Source organism: Arthrobacter sp. NPDC055138, assembly GCF_053607305.1.
Window position 1 is genome coordinate 199177 of the sequence record NZ_JBSGTH010000003.1, and the last position, 18730, is coordinate 217906.

General features: G+C 66.6%; 17 protein-coding genes. 6 read left to right on the top strand and 11 right to left on the bottom strand.

The window, feature by feature from the left end; all coding sequences use genetic code 11:
* The first annotated feature begins 16 nt into the window (after positions 1-16).
* On the top strand, positions 17-1870 hold the full coding sequence (locus tag ACWF5H_RS09120; RefSeq protein ID WP_452036321.1) for a DUF4389 domain-containing protein: 1854 nt from the start codon (positions 17-19) through the stop codon (positions 1868-1870).
* Here the strand turns inward: ACWF5H_RS09120 and ACWF5H_RS09125 are convergent.
* Together ACWF5H_RS09125 and ACWF5H_RS09130 are read right to left on the bottom strand one after the other, a co-directional pair.
* Positions 1867-2994, bottom strand: coding sequence for an EAL domain-containing protein (locus tag ACWF5H_RS09125; RefSeq protein ID WP_452036322.1), 1128 nt, complete (start codon positions 2992-2994; stop codon positions 1867-1869). The genes ACWF5H_RS09120 and ACWF5H_RS09125 overlap by 4 nt on opposite strands.
* A 29-nt stretch (positions 2995-3023) precedes the next feature.
* Entirely contained in the window at positions 3024-3200 is a 177-nt protein-coding gene (locus ACWF5H_RS09130; protein WP_452036323.1) for a DUF1059 domain-containing protein, read from the bottom strand.
* 246 nt (positions 3201-3446) lie between these two features.
* Here ACWF5H_RS09130 and ACWF5H_RS09135 point away from each other — a divergent pair, with 246 nt between their 5' ends.
* A complete protein-coding gene (locus ACWF5H_RS09135; protein WP_452036325.1) occupies positions 3447-4514 on the top strand; it encodes an enoyl-CoA hydratase/isomerase family protein in 1068 nt (355 codons plus the stop codon).
* Between the two features lie 107 nt (positions 4515-4621).
* Here ACWF5H_RS09135 and ACWF5H_RS09140 read toward each other — a convergent pair whose 3' ends face one another.
* From ACWF5H_RS09140 to ACWF5H_RS09155, 4 genes are all read right to left on the bottom strand, one after another.
* Positions 4622-5425, bottom strand: a complete 804-nt coding sequence (locus tag ACWF5H_RS09140) for an ABC transporter permease (protein ID WP_452036326.1) — start codon at positions 5423-5425, stop codon at positions 4622-4624.
* A 10-nt stretch (positions 5426-5435) separates the two neighbouring features.
* Positions 5436-6365 carry an ABC transporter permease gene (locus ACWF5H_RS09145; protein WP_452036327.1) on the bottom strand — a complete coding sequence of 310 codons (930 nt, stop codon included), beginning with the start codon at positions 6363-6365 and terminating at the stop codon, positions 5436-5438.
* 230 nt (positions 6366-6595) lie between these two features.
* Complete coding sequence (locus ACWF5H_RS09150; protein WP_452036329.1) at positions 6596-7792, bottom strand: extracellular solute-binding protein; 1197 nt, start codon at positions 7790-7792, stop codon at positions 6596-6598.
* A gap of 45 nt (positions 7793-7837) precedes the next feature.
* Positions 7838-8905 (bottom strand): ABC transporter ATP-binding protein, encoded by a 1068-nt coding sequence (locus tag ACWF5H_RS09155; protein ID WP_452036331.1) that lies wholly within the window; start codon positions 8903-8905, stop codon positions 7838-7840.
* 182 nt (positions 8906-9087) lie between these two features.
* On the opposite strand from ACWF5H_RS09155, the gene ACWF5H_RS09160 reads away from it, so the two are divergent.
* Entirely contained in the window at positions 9088-9873 is a 786-nt protein-coding gene (locus ACWF5H_RS09160) for a winged helix-turn-helix domain-containing protein (RefSeq protein WP_364646241.1), read from the top strand.
* On the top strand, positions 9870-10685 hold the full coding sequence (locus tag ACWF5H_RS09165) for a PDC sensor domain-containing protein (protein ID WP_452036332.1): 816 nt from the start codon (positions 9870-9872) through the stop codon (positions 10683-10685). Before ACWF5H_RS09160 ends, ACWF5H_RS09165 begins: the two co-directional genes overlap by 4 nt.
* 52 nt (positions 10686-10737) lie before the next feature.
* Here the strand turns inward: ACWF5H_RS09165 and ACWF5H_RS09170 are convergent, their stop codons facing one another.
* On the bottom strand, positions 10738-11958 hold the full coding sequence (locus tag ACWF5H_RS09170; RefSeq protein ID WP_452036333.1) for a glycosyltransferase: 1221 nt from the start codon (positions 11956-11958) through the stop codon (positions 10738-10740).
* 189 nt (positions 11959-12147) lie between these two features.
* Between ACWF5H_RS09170 and ACWF5H_RS09175 the strand changes: the two genes are divergently transcribed.
* Both ACWF5H_RS09175 and ACWF5H_RS09180 read left to right on the top strand, forming a co-directional pair.
* Positions 12148-12771 carry a TetR/AcrR family transcriptional regulator gene (locus ACWF5H_RS09175; protein ID WP_452036335.1) on the top strand — a complete coding sequence of 208 codons (624 nt, stop codon included), beginning with the start codon at positions 12148-12150 and terminating at the stop codon, positions 12769-12771.
* A 247-nt stretch (positions 12772-13018) separates the two neighbouring features.
* Positions 13019-14338, top strand: coding sequence for an MFS transporter (locus tag ACWF5H_RS09180; RefSeq protein WP_452036336.1), 1320 nt, complete (start codon positions 13019-13021; stop codon positions 14336-14338).
* A gap of 233 nt (positions 14339-14571) precedes the next feature.
* On the opposite strand, the gene ACWF5H_RS09185 is transcribed toward ACWF5H_RS09180, so the two are convergent.
* Genes ACWF5H_RS09185 through ACWF5H_RS09200 form a run of 4 tightly spaced genes read right to left on the bottom strand, consistent with a single transcriptional unit; the run spans position 14572 to position 18613 of the window.
* Positions 14572-15030: a hypothetical protein gene (locus ACWF5H_RS09185; RefSeq protein WP_452036337.1), complete on the bottom strand. Its 459-nt coding sequence runs from the start codon at positions 15028-15030 to the stop codon at positions 14572-14574.
* Between the two features lie 11 nt (positions 15031-15041).
* On the bottom strand, positions 15042-16547 hold the full coding sequence (locus ACWF5H_RS09190) for an SDR family oxidoreductase (RefSeq protein ID WP_452036338.1): 1506 nt from the start codon (positions 16545-16547) through the stop codon (positions 15042-15044).
* A 2-nt stretch (positions 16548-16549) separates the two neighbouring features.
* Complete coding sequence (locus tag ACWF5H_RS09195; RefSeq protein ID WP_452036340.1) at positions 16550-18043, bottom strand: peptide MFS transporter; 1494 nt, start codon at positions 18041-18043, stop codon at positions 16550-16552.
* Positions 18044-18100: 57 nt separating this feature from the next.
* On the bottom strand, positions 18101-18613 hold the full coding sequence (locus tag ACWF5H_RS09200) for a DUF6328 family protein (protein ID WP_364646260.1): 513 nt from the start codon (positions 18611-18613) through the stop codon (positions 18101-18103).
* Positions 18614-18730: the final 117 nt, after the last annotated feature.

Consider the following 18730-nt stretch of genomic DNA (forward strand, 5'->3'; position numbering starts at 1 on the left):
GTGCGAAAGGATCGCCATGACCGCCCAACCAGCCCCATCGTACGCACCCCCTCCCGGCCCTCCGCGGGCCCGTATGAAGCCCGGCAACTGGGTCCTGTTGATCCTTGGCGTGCTGCTGAGCATGCTCGGGCTAGGGATGACCATCGCCGGATCGATCGTGTTGGGCGCCTCTGCCGCGCAAGGCGACGGCGGCTACCTGACTGGCGGCACCCGGCAATACCAGAGCACCGGCTACGCGCTGACCAGTCCGTCCGTGGTGGTGGACCCCTGGTCCGAGGGGATGCCACCGGTCGGCGACATGGCCAGTGTGCAGGTGCGCGCCGAGGCCGTGGTCCCGGATCAGGAGGTCTTCGTGGGCATCGCCAAGGCCTCCGACGTCCAGACTTATCTGCGGGACGTGCCCGTGACGCCGCTCCGGGGCGCCTCGTGGTCCCAAACCGGGGAAGGGCAGATGTCCTGGCGGGACCGTGACCGGACGACGCCCGGCAACCGCGCCCCCGCGGCACCGGCGGAGCAGGACTTCTGGACCCAATCCGCCTCCGGCACCGGTTCCCAAACCATCTCCTGGGAGGTGCAACCCGGACAATGGTCGCTGGTGGTGATGAACACTGATGCCAGCCGTCCGGTCTGGGTGGACCTGCAGGCCGGCGCACGCTCCGATTTGCTGGGGCCGATCGGGGGCGGTCTGCTGATCCCCGGAATCATTGCGCTGGTCATCGGAATTCCCTTGCTGCTGCTCGGTTCCGCGGGGCTAGGCCGGAATATCGACCTCGGCCGCCCCCGGCCCGGCCAAGGCCCGGGCGCCGCCTTGGCCGGCAACGCGGGCTGGGAGAGGCCGCCGACGACGGTGTATCCCGTCCGGCTCGCAGGCTACTTGGACAGCCGGCTCTCGCGCGGGCTGTGGCTGGTCAAGTGGTTGCTGGTCATCCCGCACTACATTGTCCTGGCACTGCTGTGGTTCGCGCTGGTGGTCAGCACCATCGCGGCCGGAATCGTCATCCTGTTCACTGGCCGGTACCCGCGGTCCTGGTTCTGCTTCAACGTCGGGGTGTTGCGCTGGTCCTGGCGGGTGGGGTTCTACGGATACTCGGCGCTGGGCACCGACCGGTACCCGCCGTTCACGCTGGCCACCGCCGAATATCCCGCCGACTTGGACGTTGCCTATCCGCAGCGTCTCTCGCACGGGCTGGTGCTGGTGAAGTGGTGGCTGCTGGCCATTCCGCACCTGCTGATCGTTGGCATCTTCACCAGCGGCAGCGGACTCGTCTGGAGCCGCAGTTGGGGCGACGATGTGTCGGTGTCCTCGTGGGGTCTGTCCCTGCTGGGACTGCTCATCCTGATCACCGCCGTGATCCTGCTGTTCACCGCCCGCTACCGCTACGAACTGTTTGCCTTCATCATGGGGATCAACCGCTGGTCCTATCGGCTGGCGGCCTACGTGCTGCTGATGCGCGATGAGTACCCGCCCTTCCGCCTCGACCAAGGCGCCGACGAGCCCCCGGCCGGTTCGCCGCCCGAGGGGCCACCGATGCCCGGGGTGCCCGGAACGGCAGCGGGAAACTGGACCCCCGAGCCGGGCTCAACGCCTGGGGCGGCGGGGCCGGGACCAGGGCCGGGACCAGTCGGCCCGGGACCGGGAGTAGCTCCTGGGGCTGGCGGACCGGGCTCAATGCCTGGGACCGGCGGACCGGGCTCAACGCCAGGGGCTGCCGGCCCGGGAGCAATGCCCGGGGAACCGGGACCGTGGCCCGCAGCGCCGGAACCAGGGGCTGGCGGACCGGGAGCACCACCCGGAGCGCCCCGGCCGGGACCAGAACCGGACACCGGCGGACCGGGAGCGGCGCCTGGCGCGCCGGGCCCAGCGCGCTAGGCGGACGCCGAGGACTCGCTGCCCGCCAACGCGGTAATCAGGCGCTCCATCCGGACGATGCCGGCAAACCGGCCGGCATTGTCGGTCACCGGCATCGGCTCGAACCGATGCTCCTGCGGGCGCGTCACGGCGCGGGCCAGCGCGGCCGCGATGGGCGTGTCCAGATTCAGGCGCAAGCCGGGAGCGGTCCAGCCATTGGCCGCCGCGAATGGGTCGAGGATGCAGACTGGCCGCCGGTCGTCTGACAGGAGCACCACGAACTGCAACCGCGCATCCACCGCGAAGGCATCGGCCGCGGCCGCAACCGTGGACACCGTGAAGGCCGGCTCAACGATATGGCGGACAGCGTTCCCGCGGCCCGTTCTGTCCCGGGCGGCCAGCCGGTGCGCGGTTTCCAACGGGATCGACGCCCAGGGGGCGGACGGCCGGGCCAGGTAGTAGCCCTGCACCAGCGGGACACCAAGGGCCGCGACCGTCTCCAGTTCCTCCGCGGTTTCGATTCCCTCGGCCAGGATCCAGGCATCAACCCGGCCGGCGAATGTCCCAAGCATCTCGATCAGGGCCCGTTTGGCCTCATCGCTGTCCACATCGCGGACCAGTTCCCGGTCAATCTTGATGATCGAAGGACGTAGGGAGAGGAGGTGCCGGAGCCCCGCGTAGCCGGCACCGGCGTCGTCGACCGCTATCAAGGCGCCCGCAGCCCGCAGCCGGTCCAGATCCGGAGCAAGATGACCATAGGAATCAATCGGTACTTGTTCGGTGAGTTCAATGACGAGGCCGGAAAGGTCCCCTTGCGCACGCCAAATGCGGCGGATCTCATCGGAGGCCAGCAGATCGGGCGACACATTGACGGTAAGGAAGCAGTTGGTCGGAAGCATCTCCCGAGCCTTGAGCGCTATCCGCAGGGCGGCAGCCTCCAACTCGGCCGCGCGGTCCTCGGATCGCGCGGCCGAGAACCACACTTCGGGGCTCTTCTCATCGAACCCCGGGAACCGGGCCAAGGCTTCGTAGCCGACCACGGTGCCGCGGGCGGTGTCAACGACCGGCTGGTACGCCACGCCCAAGCCCTCGCCGCGGCAGGCCTGGTCCAGAAGGTCAGCCCATGCGGAGCGGCCCGGCGCCATTCCCACAGCCACGGTGTGCGGAGCTCCGCTCAGGCGACCGCCACGATGGACCCGCGAACCGCCTGCTCGAGATCATCGGTGACCCGGTCCAGTCCGTGGACTTCACGGGCGTGCGAGGCCACATTGACCAGGATTTCATCCTCGGAGCTGCACACCCAGCGTGCCTCGCATCCAGGAACCACATCTCCACAAGCAAACGCTTTCACAACAACTCCTTTAGGTGGCAAACCACAGCATCGGCGTCAGGTGCTTCAGCCGGCGCCGGGTTTAGACTCGACGTCTTCCACAGTCGGCGCCAAGGGACCATAAGTTAGCTGTGCATCCGACCGGATTCGACCAATCCATGCGGCCGGCGCCCTCAACCCGGCCACAGCGATACGGGGGCACCTGCGGGATCCCGGCCCGAACGGGGCCCTGCCCGGCGCGGCCGGGCCGCGGTAGGCTTCTCTGCGATGAGTACTCAAGAGATTCTGCTGCAGCGTACCGGCCGCCTGGGGCACATTGTGCTGAACCGGCCGAAGGCCATCAACGCCCTGAACGACTCGATGATCACCACCGTCACCGCCGCGCTCCGCGAGTGGGCGGAGGACGACGCCGTGGAGACCGTCCTCATCTCCGGCGCCGGCGAGCGGGGACTCTGCGCCGGTGGGGACATCGTGGCCATCTACCGGCATATGAAGGACGGCGGCGACGAGATCTTCTGGGAAGACGAGTACAAGATGAACTCGTTGATCTCCCGGTATCCCAAGCCGATCGTCGCGTTCATGGACGGCGTGGTGCTCGGCGGCGGCATCGGCATCTCCGCGCACGCCTCGCACCGGGTGGTGACCGAGCGGACCAAGGTCGGCATGCCTGAGACCCGGATCGGCTTCATTCCCGACGTCGGGGGCTGCTTCTTGTACTCCCGGGCACCGGGGGAGCTGGGCACCCACCTGGCACTCACCGCCGGCACCGGTACCGGGGCCGATGCCATCGCCATCGGCCTGGCCGACTACTTCGTGGACGGCGCCGAGCTTCCGGCCCTGGCCGCAGCGCTCGCCGAGGCCCCGGCCCAGGAAGCCATGGCGGCCTTCTCCCGCACGGACGTCCCAGCGTCGGAGCTGGAAAAGCAGCGCGGCTGGATCGACGAGTGCTACGCGCACGACGACGCCGAGCAGATCCTCGCCGCCCTGCAGGAATCGCCGGAGCCGGCCGCCCGGGCCGCCGCCGAGGAGATCGCCGCGAAATCGCCCACGGCGGTGAAGCTTACGCTCGAGGCCCTGCGCCGGGCCGGCAAGATGGAGACGCTCGAGGAAGTGCTGGACCAGGACTACCGGCTGGGGGTCCGGTTGGTCGCCGCCCCGGACTTTGCCGAGGGCGTGCGCGCCCAAGTGATCGACAAGGACCGCAACCCCACGTGGAACCCGGCCACCCTGGCCGAGGTGGACCGTGCCACAGTCGAGTCCTACTTCGCCGATCTGGGTGAGCACGAGCTGGGGCTGGCCGCGTCGGTGCAAGCGGAGCCAGCAGCCGGAAACTGAAACGGCGACGGCGCGGGCCCCGTCCTCGGGAACCCGCGCCGCCACAGCCGAAAACAGTTGGACATCGGCCGGAAATCACGCCGGCAAAAGGCCGGCCGCCTCCGTACCTATTTCTTGTCGTCGCCGGTCAACCGCTGGCTCAGGTAGACCGGAATCATCGACACCAGGATCAGCACGGCGGCGATCACGTTGACCACCGGCGCCTGGTTGGGCCGGGCCATGTTGTTGAAGATCCAGATCGGCAGCGTCTCGGTGCCGGGCGGGGCGGTGAACGTGGTCACCACAATCTCGTCGAAGCTCAGCGCAAAGGCGAGCAGGCCGCCGGCCACGAAGGCGGAGCGGAAGCCCGGAAACGTGACGTGGAAGAAGGTCTTGACCACGTTGGCGCCCATGTCCATGGCCGCCTCCTCCAGTCCCTTGTTCATCCGGCCCAGCCGGGCCTGCACGTTGTTGAACACCATCACAATGCAGAACGTCGCGTGCCCCACGATCACCGAGAACAGGCCCAGCCCGATGCCCAGCGGCTCCAGCACGGTCTTGAAGGTGTTGTTCAGCGCGACGCCGGTGACGATGCCGGGCAGCGCGATGGGCAGCACCACCAGCAGGTTCACGGTGTTCTTGCCGAAGAAGTCGTAGCGGGAGAGCGCGAAAGCGATCATGCTGCCCAGCAGCAGCGCAATCACGGTGGCCACCGCGGCCACCCGCAGCGAGGTCCAGAGGGCCTCGCGCACGCCCTCGTTGTGGAAGGCGGCCTCCCACCAGCGGGTGGTGAACTCGGTGATCGGGAAGGCGCCGGAGGTGGTGGCGTTGAAGGAGTTGAGGATTACTAGCAGCAACGGCAGGTAGATGGCGGCCATCACGAGCCCGGCGAAAACGCGCAAGGTGACCTTGGCGGAGGAAGAAAGTCTCATCGGTCGGTTCCTAAAGCTGCTTGAGGGCGCCGGATTTGCGGGCCAGGAAGAGGTACAGGACAACCACCACAATGGGCACGGTGCCGAACGCGGCGGCCAGCGGCGGGTTGAGGTTGATGTTGGACGCGATCACGGTGCCGATCACCTGTGTTTTCCCGCCCACGAACTGGGCGGCGATGTAGTCGCCCAGGCTCAGCGAAAAGGTGAAGATGGAGCCGGCAATGAACGCCGGCTTCAGCAGCGGGACGGCCACGGTCCGCACCGTGGACCACGCCTTGGCGCCCAGGTCGGAGGACGCGTCGAACAGGTTGTCCGGAATCTGGCGGAACGCCGAGTACACCGGCACCGCCATGTACGGGAACCACAGGTAGGCCAGCGTGATCACCAGCGCCGTGGTGCCGTAGCCCGGCCCAGTCATGCCCAGCGGCGCCAGCAGCCAGTCCAGCGGGCCGCCGCTCATGAACGTGATGCGCCAGGAAAACACCTTGACCAAGTAGCCGGCCCACAGTGGCAGCGTGATGCCGATGGCCAGCACGGCCCGCATCCGCGGCGAGGCCACCTTGGCCATGTAGAACCCCAGCGGCAGGGCCAGCACCGCGCAGAGCACGGTCACTGCCAGCGCGATGCCGATGGTCCGCAGCGCGGTCAGTTGGTAAGCCGGCACGGTGAGGATCTCGATGAAGTTTTCCAGCGTGAACGCCGGGATCACCTTGGAGGTGAAGGAGTCGGTGGTCCAGAACGCGGTGATGAACAGCAGGATCAGGGATCCGATGTACAGCACGCCCAGCCAGGCCAGCGGCAGGGTCAGGAGCGCGGTCAGCCGCAGTTTGGGCCGCGCGTAGAGCAGCCGGGAGAGCCTGTCGCCCAATCCGCTGCGCGTGCTGCCGGGCGCGGGGACGCTGCCGGCTTCGGCCTCCGGTTCGATCGTGGGTGCTGCCATGGTGGTTCCGGCGGGCTCGCCGCCGATCCTCCTTCAGGTGCGGTGTTCATCAGGTGCGGTGTTCGTCAACGCGGTGCTGCATCTCGCGGTGCCGGTGCTGACTTAGATGCGGTGCGCACGGCCGGCGGGGCACCGGCGTCGTGCTGGGGAGTGCCACCCAGGGCAGGGGTACGACGGCGGTGCTCACCGCGCGCCGTGCCCCTGCCTCTGGGTGGACTGCTGGGGGTGGGCTAGCCCTTGACCTCGGTCCAGGCCTTGGTCCACTCCTGATAGTTGGTGCAGGTGACGTCGGTGCGGCCGTCAATGCACTGCTCCACCGGGGTGGTCCACATCCACACCTGCTTGTAGTAGTCCTCGTCCGTGGCGTGGTAGGTGGCGCAGTGCTCCTCGTTCTCCTTGGAGCCTTCGCACGCCAGCGCGTTGGCCGGGGCCATGCCGAAGTTCTGCGAGATCTTGGCGTTCACCTCGGCGGAGGACGCCCAGTCCATCCACTGGTAGGCGCAGTTGGGGTTCTTGGACTTTGCGGAGAGCATCCAGGTGTCGGACCAGCCGGTGGCGCCTTCCTTCGGCAGCACGGACTCGACCTTGCCGCCGTCGGCCTGGGCAATGTTGACGATGACCTGCCAGCCGGTGCCCATCGACGCGGTGCCGGAGGAGATCGAGGAGACCGCCTTCAGAGCATCGTTCCAGTACTCGCCGGCGATGTTGTTCTGGGACTTCAGCAGCTCGACCGCGGCGGCCAACTGATCCTGGTCCAGTGCGTACGGGTTGGTGATGCCGAGGTCCGGCTGGGTCGCCATCAGGTACACCGCAGCGTCGGCAATGAAGATCGGCGAATCGTAGGCCATGATCTTGCCAGCGTACTCGCTGCTCGGGTCCCAGGTGGCTTCCCATGAATCCGGTGCATCGGGAACGTCCTCGGTGTTGTACATCAGCACGTTGGCGCCGCGGCCGATCGGGACGCCGTAGCTCTTGCCGTTCAGCGTGTCGTAGATCTGGCCCTTCAGGCCGTCCACAATGTGGCCGAAGTTCGGGATCAGGTCGGTGTTGATCGGGGCGACGTCGCCGCCGGCAATCAGGCGCAGCGAGGCGTCGCCGGAGGCCGAGACCAGGTCGTATTCACCGGTTCGCATCAGCTGGACCATCTCGTCGCTGGTAGCGCCGACCTTACGGTTGACCGTGCACTGGGTCTGGGCTTCGAATTCGCTGACCCAGTCGGCGTCGGGATTGGTGGAGCCGTCCTCGACGAAGCCGGCCCAGGCGATGATGTTGACTTCGCCCTCGGACGCGCCTACCTCGGTGGCCGCGGGGATGTCCGGGACCTCGATGCCGCCGGCGGACGATGCGGGAGCGGAGCCGCCACAGCCGGCCAGAACCAGCGAGAGCGAGGCGAGTGCCGCGAGCGGCAGTGCCTTGGTGATCTTCATGGAGTGCCTTTCCTTCGGTGCGTAGTTGATGCGAGTGGTGCAGGTCTAGACGGCGTAGTTGAAGCGGGAGGACCACTGGAGCCGGACCCGGTCGCCGCGCTGGGCCGCGGAGGCACGGGAGTCGTTCTGTTCTTGGACAATCAGGCTTTGCCCGCCGGCGGTACGTGCCACGTAGCGGGTGGCGGGACCGGTGTAGATGATCTCTTCGATCGTCGCTTCCACAGTGGAGAGGCCGTCGGAGTCCAGCGGATCGTCCAGCCGGCGGACGTGGATGCGTTCCGGTCGGATACTCAGCAGCGACTCGGAGCCGGTGAGCTGCAGGGCGAGTGCGCCTTCCACCAGGTTGGTGTTGCCCAGGAAGGACGCAACAAACCGGCTGCCCGGGCGTTCGTACAGATCTTCCGGCGTGCCGACCTGCTCCACCACGCCGTCGTTGAACACGGCCACCCGGTCCGAGAGCGTGAGCGCCTCTTCCTGGTCATGCGTGACGAAGACGAACGTGATGCCCACGGTGCGCTGGATCTGTTTCAGCTCCACCTGCATCTGCTCGCGGAGCTGCTTATCCAGGGCACCGAGCGGTTCGTCCAGCAGCAGCACCTGGGGGCGCAGCACCAGGGCTCGGGCCAGGGCCACGCGCTGGCGCTGGCCGCCGGAGAGCTGCGAGGGGAGCCGGTCGGCCACCTGTGGCAGCCGGATCATCTCCAGCGCCTCGGCCACCAGCTTGCGGCGCTCGGTCCGCGGCGTCTTGCGCAGCTTGAGCCCGTACTCCACGTTCTGCGCCACGGTCAGGTGCGGGAAGAGCGCATAGTCCTGGAAGACCGTGTTGACGTCACGTTCGAAGGGCGCCTTCCGCGTGACCTCGCGGCCGGCCAGGTCGATCCGGCCGGAGCTGGGCAGCTCGAAGCCGGCGATCATCCGCAGCACGGTGGTTTTGCCGGAGCCGGAGGGGCCCAACAGCGAGAAGAACTCGCCTTGCTCAATGTCCAGATCGAGTCCCTGGACAGCGGTGAAGTCGCCGAAGGTCTTCACCACCTGCCGCAGCGAGATGGCCGGGATAGCGGTGGCCGCCGTGCCGTCCGGGGCGGTGGTGGCGGAGGTGGCTGTGGCTTGCACGGCTCGGTCCTTTCAGAAGTCTGATGTGGTGCGGGTTACGTCGTCCTGCGTTAACCTATGAAAGCAGATGTTAAATGTAAAGATCGTCGCATCGTGTAAATTTCTTGTTACGGATCGTTTGGAGCCGCGAGCCCGGCCGGGTCGCACCGTCGACCAGCCATCCGTCTGGAAGGATCTGCCGCATGCCCAAGGACTCCCCGCCACGCCAGCGCTTGCTGGCTGCGGTCTTCGCCCCGCTGGGCGAGGGTGGCAAGGCCCAGCGCGTCGAGGACCGAATTGTGGAGGGCATAGCCACAGGCGTACTGGCCGACGGCGACCGGCTTCCCAGCGAGGCCGAGCTGGCTTCGTCGATGGGTGTGGCGACCGTAACCGCCCGGGAAGCCCTCGTGGGTTTGCGTGCCCGGGGACTGGTGGCCACCCGGCGGGGCCGCGACGGCGGCACCTTCATCACCGTCCCCACCGGACGGCGCGCGGAGCTGGTCCGCGGCCGGCTGGGCCGCATGAGCCGGGTGGAGCTCCGCGATTTGGCCATCCACTACCGTGCCATCGCCGCCACCGCGGCCGAACTGGCAGCGGACTTTGCCGACCCCGACGACGCCGAGGCGCTGCGACGAATCCTGCATGGTTCCCACCCGTCGGGACTGGGCGGTGCGGTGGTCGGCGAATTCCTCCTGGAGCTGGCGGCCTTGAGCCAGTCGGCACGGCTGACGCGCGAGTTCGTCCGGCTCTACAAGGACTTTGGCCCGCTCATGTCGCTGCTGCATGAGGACAACGAGTTCGACGCCAGCATGGTGCTGTTCTGCGAACGCATCGCCGACGCAGTCGCCGCAGCCGATGCCGCGGCAGCCCGCGAAACCGTGACCGCCCAGATCCAGACCGGCCTCGCGGCGCTGATCGATGAACATGCCCGGCTGACCGACCGGCCCGCCGACCCCACGTCCGCTACCGCTCAGAGGAGAACGGGATGAGCTCATTGGCCGAACTGGCTGCAGAACGTCACGCGGATCCGCTCGCCGACGTTACCGGATTCTTCGAAGAGATCCTGGCCGAGGTCTCCGGCTGGGTGCCGGTCCTGACCGAACTCTTCGCTGATCCGGACCGGCCGCCGGGCGGCAAGCGCGTCACCACCACCATGCAGCCGCTGGCCGCAGCGCTGGTGCGGCGCGGAGAGTGGCCCGTGGTGGGCGCCGGCTTTGTGGCAGCTGATCAGGCCGTGGCCGACGCGGCCTGGCACATGGCGTGGTGGCAGGGCGAAACCATGGAGCGGCTGGTGCTGCCGGCTCTCGCGTCGGCATCGGACGCCTACATGCGGCGCGAGTGGTTCACCAAGCCCATGGCAACCGGTCTTCCGCATGTGACCGGCCCGTACGTGGACTTCCTCTGCACCGACGAATACACCATGACCATGACTGTCCCGGTCACGGCAGGGGGACGACGGGTCGGCGTGGCCGGCGCCGACGTCTTTGTTGAATCACTGGAACGGGTGCTGCTGCCGACGCTGAAGAAACTGCACCCGGCCGCAGCCCTGGTCAACCATGTTGGCCGGGTGGTGGTCTCCGCCGACGCGCAACTGGCTGCCGGAACGCTGCTGGCGCCGGGGGCCGTGCCGGCCGAACAGGCCCTTGCCACGGCGGAAGCTTCAAGAGGCGGCGATACGGTTGCATATTTCCCGGCTGCGCCGAGGACCGTGCAGCCTCGCGGGGAGCGCTACACCGGCCTCAAGCTCACAGTGCTGAACTGCGGCCGGTTGCCGCTGGCGGTGGTTCATCCGGAGGATTAGCCCGACCGGGGTGACACCAAACTCGGTCTCCTTCTGGGTTCTTTGGGGGATGCTACGTCAACTCAACAGCGGACCGGAGCGCTGCCACGACGGGCACGGTCCCGTCCTCTGTCGAGAGAGTTACCGACAGTTGGCGTGCTCGCGCGGCGTAATCCGGCGTCGTCATCGCCTGCATGATGGCGGCGGCGAGCCGTTCCTTGGTGAGTTCCTTGTAGGGGACCGGCTGCGGACCTGCCCCGAGGGCCGTGATGCGGGCGGCCCAGAACGGTTGGTCCGTATAGATCGGCACGCTCACCGTCGGCACACCGGCGCGCAGCCCTGCAGCGGTGGTCCCCGCTCCAGCATGGTGAACAACAGCAGCCATCTGTGGGAACAGCCATTCGTGCGGTACGGCTCCGACACTGATGGCATCGGGTCCGGACACGCTCTGGACGCCTTGCAGCACCGCGCGGGCCCCCGCGCGCTGTGCGGCATCGAGCATGAAGTCCACGTCCACGGCTGCGCTGCTGCCGAAGCCGATAAAGACCGGGGGCGGTCCGTTCGCAAGGAACTCGAGCAACTCGGACGGTGGCTGCCAGGCCGGATCGGCTTCCGGCCACCAGTAGCCAGTCATGACGAGTCCGGACCGCCAATCTGCCGGGCGTGGAAATACGGTGGGGCTGATGCCGTGCAGAACCGGGTGGTTGGCTTTCCTGCGGGCCCGTTCGGCGGCAGCCCGCGATTTTTTGACCAAGCCGAAGGCTTGGCGGACGCGCGCGCTCGGGGCGTCGTAGGGGGCGTTGCCTGCGGATAGCAATGAGCCGAGTAGCTTGTTGCCGACCGGCCCCAAACTTCGAGCGGTCCCCAGAACCATAGGAGGGTAGGCAGCGCTGGGTTCGGTCGGCTGCAGATGGGCACCGATGGCAGGAATGTCGAGGCCCTCGGCCACGTCATAGGCAAACGGAGCAACCGCATTGGCCAAGATCACGTCGGCACCCGCCTCGGCCGCAGCCAGCGTGCCGGTGGCGGCCAGATCGAAGTAGTCGCCGAGTTCACGCATATAGCTGCGCAGATCCGCGCCCGTCGCCTTCTGGCCTGGGGGAGCAGGGCTCACCAGATGGCTCATGTCCCCGGGCAGCTCTCGATGTTCGCACCCGGCTGCGGTGGTGAGCTGGGCGTAGGCCGCATTTGCCGCGATCGCGACCTCAAATCCCAAAGTTTGAAGCCTGCTGCCCAGCCCGGCCATCGGCGCAACATCGCCTCGAGTCCCGGGCGCAATCATCAGTATCCGCATGCCGTCCCTCATTCCTCAATTGCGATCGATGTTCGCAATTGAGGATATACTGGAATCTCTGCAGGAGGAACCACGGACCGGATGAGGAGTGGAACGGGGATGTCAACAAATGACCCCATTGATATCTGGCGGCGGCCTGAGCGCTCGGGCGTCGGGCCAAAACCGGCGCACTCCCGCCGGGGAATCGCTTTGGCAGCGGTTTCGATCGCTGACCGCGACGGCTTGGCGGCGGTGTCCATCCGGAGTGTTGCTGCGCGCGTCGGGGCCGGCACGGCGTCCCTGTACCGGTATCTGAGATCCCACGACGAACTCGTCGAACTCATGGTCGACACGGTCAGCGGCGAATATGACCTTGGCCCCTCCAATGAACCACCGCGGATCCAGCTTGTGAACTTGGCACTTCAGGGTCGGAGCATCATGCTCCGGCATCCGTGGTTGGCTCCGCTGCTGTTGACGCGCCCCTCCATGGGGCCGAACTCGCTCCTTTATCTGGAACGGGCTTTGTCCGCCCTTCAAGCTGTGGATCTGTCTGGCCGCGCCAAGTTGCAGACGGTGGCCATGCTGACGGCCATCACGTCATCGTTTGCGCAGAATGAACTGGCTTCGGCAACCGCGTCTGCGGTGGGCAGCGACGGTTCGCTGCCGGCGCGCATGCAGTACATCTCCGACGTCGCAGGGTCCGGAAACTACCCGCTGCTGGCCGCCGCGCTTACCGGGCAGCACGAACCCGAAAGGCCGGAAGAAACATTTACCAGCGTTATTTCAAATTACCTGGCAGGCGTTGGCCTGCCGGTTGCCATCGATTCCGAATGAAGCCAGCTAAACGCCACTCTCGTCTGTGATGTGATCGCGGCCAGAATTGCCAGTCATAGAGGCAGCGTGCGATCCATCCGGTGTTATTTGGGGATTGTACGACCGGGCGCCAGTCGTACCAACGGGGCTGGCATATTCGAATAGGTACTATCTGTAGAGAAAGACCGTTAAGCCACGAACTGCACTCGGTGGAAAGGCGACGGGGCTCGGAGCCGGCATTCGGAATCATATTGCCCCAAACGAAGAAATGACACTACGCCGCAATTCAGCATTCGTACGGTTCTGGCTGGCATCAACCGTGTCAGATTTCGGTACCTACATCACGACTGTGGCGCTCTCAGTCCTGATTCTGGTGTCCTTAAAAGGCACCGCACTGGACCAGGGATTGGTCAACGCTGCACGCTGGGCGCCCTACTTGATCTTCGGGTTGCTCGCCGGAATTTGGGTGGACCGGTTCCGTCGCCGCACCGTCCTTATCACCGGCGATTTTGGCCGCGGTCTGATTCTGGCAACGCTCTGTCTGCTGGGGGTACTAGGTTTCCTCAACGTTCCTTCGGTGATGGTCCTGATGTTTGGCTTTGGGACACTGGCACTGATGAGCGACGCCGCCTATCAATCCTTCCTGCCGCAGCTTGTTTCCAGACCCCTACTCACGCGGGCGAATGCCCGGCTGCAACAAAGCGACACCGTCGCTCAAACCACGGGCAGCGCGGTAGCTGGCGGCCTGGTGGCCTTAGTGACGGCACCTTTCGCTCTTCTCCTGGGATCGATAACCCACTTCTTGTCCGGAGCCGTCCTGCTCTCCCTGAAGCACGCGGCTGCCAACAAACCGCCATTGCACAGGGACGGCTCCCTGAGGCGCCAAATTGGGGAGGGTTTGCGCTGGGTCTACGGCCACCCGCGGCTCGGACCGTTGTCCTGGTCCACCCATGCGTGGTTCATCGGTTCCGCCATCATGGGCACAGTCCTTCCGGCACTCGTTCTCAACGACCTACGGCTTGGTGCCCTGGGGCTAGGTTTAATACTCAGCAGCGCAGGAGTCGGCTCCGTAGCGGGAGCACTCATTTCGATACGTCTCGGGGAATGGTGGGGAACCGGCAAAACAATGATCATCACACGACTGGTCCAGCCGGTAGCGCTTAGTGTGATCGCCTTATCCCCCTTGATTGCCGCTGTGGGCGGACCGTTGAATGAGCGCGCGAGTGACTTTCCTGCCGCTTGGCCGGCGGCACTTTGGGCGGCGTTTGCTGTCGCAACGGGAGGGCAATTCCTTTTCTGGCTGTCCATGGGCGTCGAGGGTCCGTTGGAAATGGGATATCAGCAGGCAGTGACTCCGGACAGGCTAATCGCCCGGATGAGTGCCACCAAACGCTCGATGAACCGGGGAATGATTGTTGTGGGTGCGCCGCTAGGGGGTGCGCTCGCCACAATCACAAGCTCTTCCGTGGCCCTCTGGGCAGCCGCCGGAGTCATGTTGCTTTCGGCCTTGGTGCTGATGTTCTCAAAGTTCCGAACGGCAAACGTAGTCAACGATCAGCTAACCGAGGAAGAAGCGCTGGTTCAGTAGGCCGGCGAGGCGTCCGCCGCTCTGGCGGGTTCAACCAGCGGAACACCGGCCGCTTGTCTCAGACGGTTATCTACCTGCAGGCGTGGCTCGCCTACCCCCCCCAGGCCCAGCTGCCCGGGATCGTAGGAGCCAGTCAACGCAAGCGTTAGGAATGCTGACCCTTCCTGGCGGAATGTGGCGCCCACTGTACAAGCCACTTGCATGTTGCGCCCGCCCGGAAACCGGCCCGCTCCTTAGGAATCGAGGTCGGGCAGGCTCGGGGGAGTTGCCTCATGGTGATTGAGCCCGTGGGTGCGCCGGTCCTCTTTCATCTCGGCCTCGAACAAGTGCTTGCGGCCGTCGGCCAGCTTCTCGCGGGCCTGCCGTTCCAGTTCCTTGCACGGGCCGTAGTAGGTCTCGTCGTACTCGTCGACGATCTGGAAGGTCCAGCGTCCCTCAATCACGTTCCGGCCGACGAGTTCCTGCTCGACCTGCTCGGCCAACTCGTGGTGCCCGGCTTGGCGCAGCAGCGCCGCGGCGTCGCCCAGGGCGAAGTCCGCCTTGCCGGTGAGCCGGTGGAAAGCGTAGAGGTGGCCGCGGGCGTGTTCGATCACCTCCAGCGCCTCGGAGAGCTTGCCCAGGCCCTCCACCGTGGCGTCGTCGAGCCCATCGGGGCGCCGGTAACGTTCGAGCGGTGCGTCGTCGTCGTTCATGATCCGTCAATCTAGCGGATGCTGGCGGCTGCGTCATCAGTCGCACCGAGCCCGGCGGCCCGCTGGATGATGTTGCGCGCCATGGACGGGAAGATCAGGCCGTGGAACGGCAGGACCAGCCACCAGTAGAGTTTGCCGGAGAGTCCGCTGGGGAAGTAGATGGCGCGCTGGCGGTACACGCTGCCGCCGTCCTCGGGAGCCACCGATAGTTCCAGCCAGGCCTGCCCGGGCACGTTCATTTCCGCGTGCAGCCGCAGCAGCCGGCGCTCGGGTCCCTCCTCGATGGCTTCCACCCGCCACCAGTCCACCGCGTCGCCGACTCCCAGCCGGCCGGCGTGCCGGCGGCCGCGGGTGAGCCCGGCGCCGCCCACCAGCTTGTCCAGCACGCCGCGGATCGCCCACGCCGCGGGCCACGAATACCAGCCGTTCGTCCCGCCGATCCCTTGGATCACGCGCCAGATGTCCTCGGCGGGAACCTCGGATCCTCGTTCCCGGTTGTCCACGAACACGGTCCGTCCGGCCCAGTCGGGGTCGCTGGGCAGCGGGTCCGATGGCGGGGCGTTGGACGCGTTGCTCCAGCTGGTCTCCACCTCGCCGCTGGCCATCTTCCCCAGCGCCAGCTTCACCGCCCGGCGGTAACCGGTCAGCCCGCCCTCGGGCTGCGGGATGTACCGGTCAATGTCGTGCTCGGCGGAGACCGCATCGTGCTGCAGCGACTGCACCAGCGGCACCGCCATGGCGTGCGGGATCGGCGTGGTCAACGCCACCCACCAGCCGGCGAGCGCCGGGGCGGGGATCGGCAGGGCATAGATCAGCCGTTGCCGCACCCCGGCCTCGTGCGCGTACCCGTACATCAAGCCCGCGTAGGTCAACCGCTCGCGCGAGCCGATGTCAAACGTGCGGTTCAGTCCGACCGGTAGCTCCGGCGCGCGTTCCAGATAGTGCAGCACATCGCGGATGGCTATCGGCTCCACCGTTCGGCGCACCCAGCTGGGCGCCGGCATGACCGGCAGGTTTTCGGACAGATGCCGGATCATCTCGAAGGAGGCGGAACCGGAGCCAATCACGACGCCGGCCTGGAAGACTGCCGCCGGCACGTCGCCTTCGAGCAGCGCACGGCCCACAGCGGCCCGCGAGCGCATGTGGCGGGAGAGTTCGACGTTCTCGGGATGCAGCCCGCCCAGGTAGACGATCCGGTTCACCCCCGCAGCCGCGGCGGCGGCAGCGACGGTGCGCGCCATCGCCAGTTCGCGTTCCTCGAAGTCGGGCCCGGAGGCCATCGAGTGCACCAGATAGAACACCGTCTGCACATCCACGCAGGCCCGCCGCGCGTCGTCCTCATCGGCCAGGTCCCCGGCCACAATGTCCACGTCGTCGTGCCACGGCACCGCGGCCAGCTTGTTGGGGGAGCGGACCAGCACGCGGACCTGGTACCCGCGCGCCAGCAGCCGCGGAACCAGCCGGCCGCCAATATAGCCGGTGGCGCCGGTGACCAGCACCCGCTGCGGCGTCACCACGCTTAGTGCACCCCGCTCATCAGGTTCTTGATCGGCTTCGCGGCCAGGAACAGGGCCACGGCCAGCACCAGCGCCACCAGGCCGATGGCGCCGAAGTACGGGACCTCGTCCTCCGGGTTGTAGAAGCCGGCCAGCACGCCGGACAGCGCCGTGCCCAGCGACACCGACAGGTAGTTCAGCGCCACCATCTGGGTGCGGAAAATGTGCGGCGCCAGCTTGGTGGACAGGGACAGCCCCACCGGGGAGATGAACAGCTCCGCGAGCGTGAACATCAGCAGGATCCCCACCATCGCCAGCAGCGGAGTGGTGTTCGGACCGCCGCCGGCCAGCGGGATGAAGGCGAGGATGGCCAGCCCCATGATCGCCAGCCCGACGGCGAACTTCACCGGCGTTATGGGCTGCCGCGGGCCCAGCCGGGTCCACACCGCGGCGAAAATCGGGGCCAGCAGGATGATGAACACCGGGTTGATCGACTGCACCCACTCGATCGGCATCTCCCAGCCGAGGATGTTCCGGTTGAGCCGCTGGTCGGAGTACAGCGTCACCACGGTGAACTGCTGCTGGAACATGGAGAAGAACGCCGCGCTGGCAATGAACATCGGGATGAAGGAGAGCACCCGCCGTCGTTCTGTTTCACTGATGTGCTTGCTGGAGAGGATCACCACAAAGTAGGAAATTGCCGCGACCACCGCTACCAGCGCCACCACTGTGGCCAGGTTGCCGGCATTCACCACTCCGGTCAGGACCGCAATGACAATCAGGACCAGCACCACCGCCACGATTCCGCCCACCAGCGGCATCTTGCTTCTGGGCAACGGGTCGGCGATCTGGTGCGATTCCTCCGGCAGGTTCTTGCGGGTCAGCGCGTACTGAACGAGCCCGATCGCCATGCCCACCGCGGCCAGCCCGAACGCGAAGTGGAAGCCCAGCAGGTCGCGCGTGAGGCCGGTCAGCAGCGGCCCGAACAGCGCGCCGATGTTCACGCCCATGTAGAAGATGGAGAAGCCCGCGTCCCGGCGGTCGTCGTCGAGCGCATAGAGCGAACCGACCAGCGAGGTGGCGTTGGCCTTCAGTCCACCGGACCCGAAGGCCACCAGGATCAGGCCGATCGCCAGCCCCGGGATGCCGGGAATCAGCGCCAGCGAGATATGCCCCAGCATGATCATGATGGCGGCGTAGAACAGCGTCCGCTCGGAACCCAGCAGCCGGTCGGCTATCCACGCGCCGACGATCGTGGACAGGTACACGGTGCCGCCGTAGGCACCGATGATTCCGGTGGCCACGGCCGGGTTGATGCCCAGGCCGCCTTCGTCCACCGAGAAGTACATGTAGAGCAGGACCACAACCTGCATGCCGTAGAAGGAGAAGCGCTCCCACAGCTCCACACTGAACAGATTGGCCAGCATCCGCGGCTGGCCGAAGAAGGTCTTGCCGCCCGGACCGCGTTCATCAGTGCGGGGTCCCGCTGGAGGGATCGGTTCTGATGGAATGCCCATGCCGCCATGCTTCCACTCGGGCGGAAGCCTGTCACGGGTTCAGCCGACCGCAGGGCGTCAGTCGTCGGTGCCTGCTCCGCTGCGGAGCCCGTGCTGCAGCACGCGCGGCAGGATCCACAGCAAGAAGACCATCACCAGCAGCACCCCGCCGCCGATGGCCAGCGCCAGCACGTCCCCGGCGATCACATCCACAATGAACGCCACGCAGCCGGTGGCCAGCAACCCGATGCCCAGCACGGCGATCTTCACAATCCTGTGCCCTTGGGCCACCGTGGCGTCCTTGAGATGCAGGCCGAACAGCCGCCGGTGGATGGCGACCGGCGTGAGGATCAGCCCGGTCATCAGCGCCGCCAGCACCAGCAGCCCGATGTACAGGCCCACTTGGTACGGGGCCAGGTCCTGGAAACTGCTCTGGAACGGAAGCGTCATCAGGAACGCCGTGATGATCTGCGCGCCGGTCTGCATAACCCGCAGTTCCTGGAGCAGTTCGTTCCAGTTGCGGTCCAGCTTCTCTTCGAAGGTCTCGTTGCGACCCCTCGACTCTTCGTTCACGCGTTCATCCGTAGCCATACCTAAAATTTAGCCTCTCCGGCGGCTCCCCGCGTGCGGGAAAGCCACGACGTCGGTGACCGGCTTGGGGTCGGACGGTCACCACCCTGCCCACCCGGCCGTCCTTCCGGCACACTG

Bases quoted from the DNA above. Each gene is read 5' to 3' on its own strand.
- ACWF5H_RS09120 (WP_452036321.1), top strand. From the start codon at position 17: ATGACCGCCCAACCAGCCCCATCGTACGCACCCCCTCCCGGCCCTCCG.
- ACWF5H_RS09125 (WP_452036322.1), bottom strand. From the start codon at position 2,994: ATGGCGCCGGGCCGCTCCGCATGGGCTGACCTTCTGGACCAGGCCTGC.
- ACWF5H_RS09135 (WP_452036325.1), top strand. From the start codon at position 3,447: ATGAGTACTCAAGAGATTCTGCTGCAGCGTACCGGCCGCCTGGGGCAC.
- ACWF5H_RS09140 (WP_452036326.1), bottom strand. From the start codon at position 5,425: ATGAGACTTTCTTCCTCCGCCAAGGTCACCTTGCGCGTTTTCGCCGGG.
- ACWF5H_RS09145 (WP_452036327.1), bottom strand. From the start codon at position 6,365: ATGGCAGCACCCACGATCGAACCGGAGGCCGAAGCCGGCAGCGTCCCC.
- ACWF5H_RS09150 (WP_452036329.1), bottom strand. From the start codon at position 7,792: ATGAAGATCACCAAGGCACTGCCGCTCGCGGCACTCGCCTCGCTCTCG.
- ACWF5H_RS09160 (WP_364646241.1), top strand. From the start codon at position 9,088: ATGCCCAAGGACTCCCCGCCACGCCAGCGCTTGCTGGCTGCGGTCTTC.
- ACWF5H_RS09165 (WP_452036332.1), top strand. From the start codon at position 9,870: ATGAGCTCATTGGCCGAACTGGCTGCAGAACGTCACGCGGATCCGCTC.
- ACWF5H_RS09170 (WP_452036333.1), bottom strand. From the start codon at position 11,958: ATGCGGATACTGATGATTGCGCCCGGGACTCGAGGCGATGTTGCGCCG.
- ACWF5H_RS09180 (WP_452036336.1), top strand. From the start codon at position 13,019: ATGACACTACGCCGCAATTCAGCATTCGTACGGTTCTGGCTGGCATCA.
- ACWF5H_RS09185 (WP_452036337.1), bottom strand. From the start codon at position 15,030: ATGAACGACGACGACGCACCGCTCGAACGTTACCGGCGCCCCGATGGG.
- ACWF5H_RS09195 (WP_452036340.1), bottom strand. From the start codon at position 18,043: ATGGGCATTCCATCAGAACCGATCCCTCCAGCGGGACCCCGCACTGAT.
- ACWF5H_RS09200 (WP_364646260.1), bottom strand. From the start codon at position 18,613: ATGGCTACGGATGAACGCGTGAACGAAGAGTCGAGGGGTCGCAACGAG.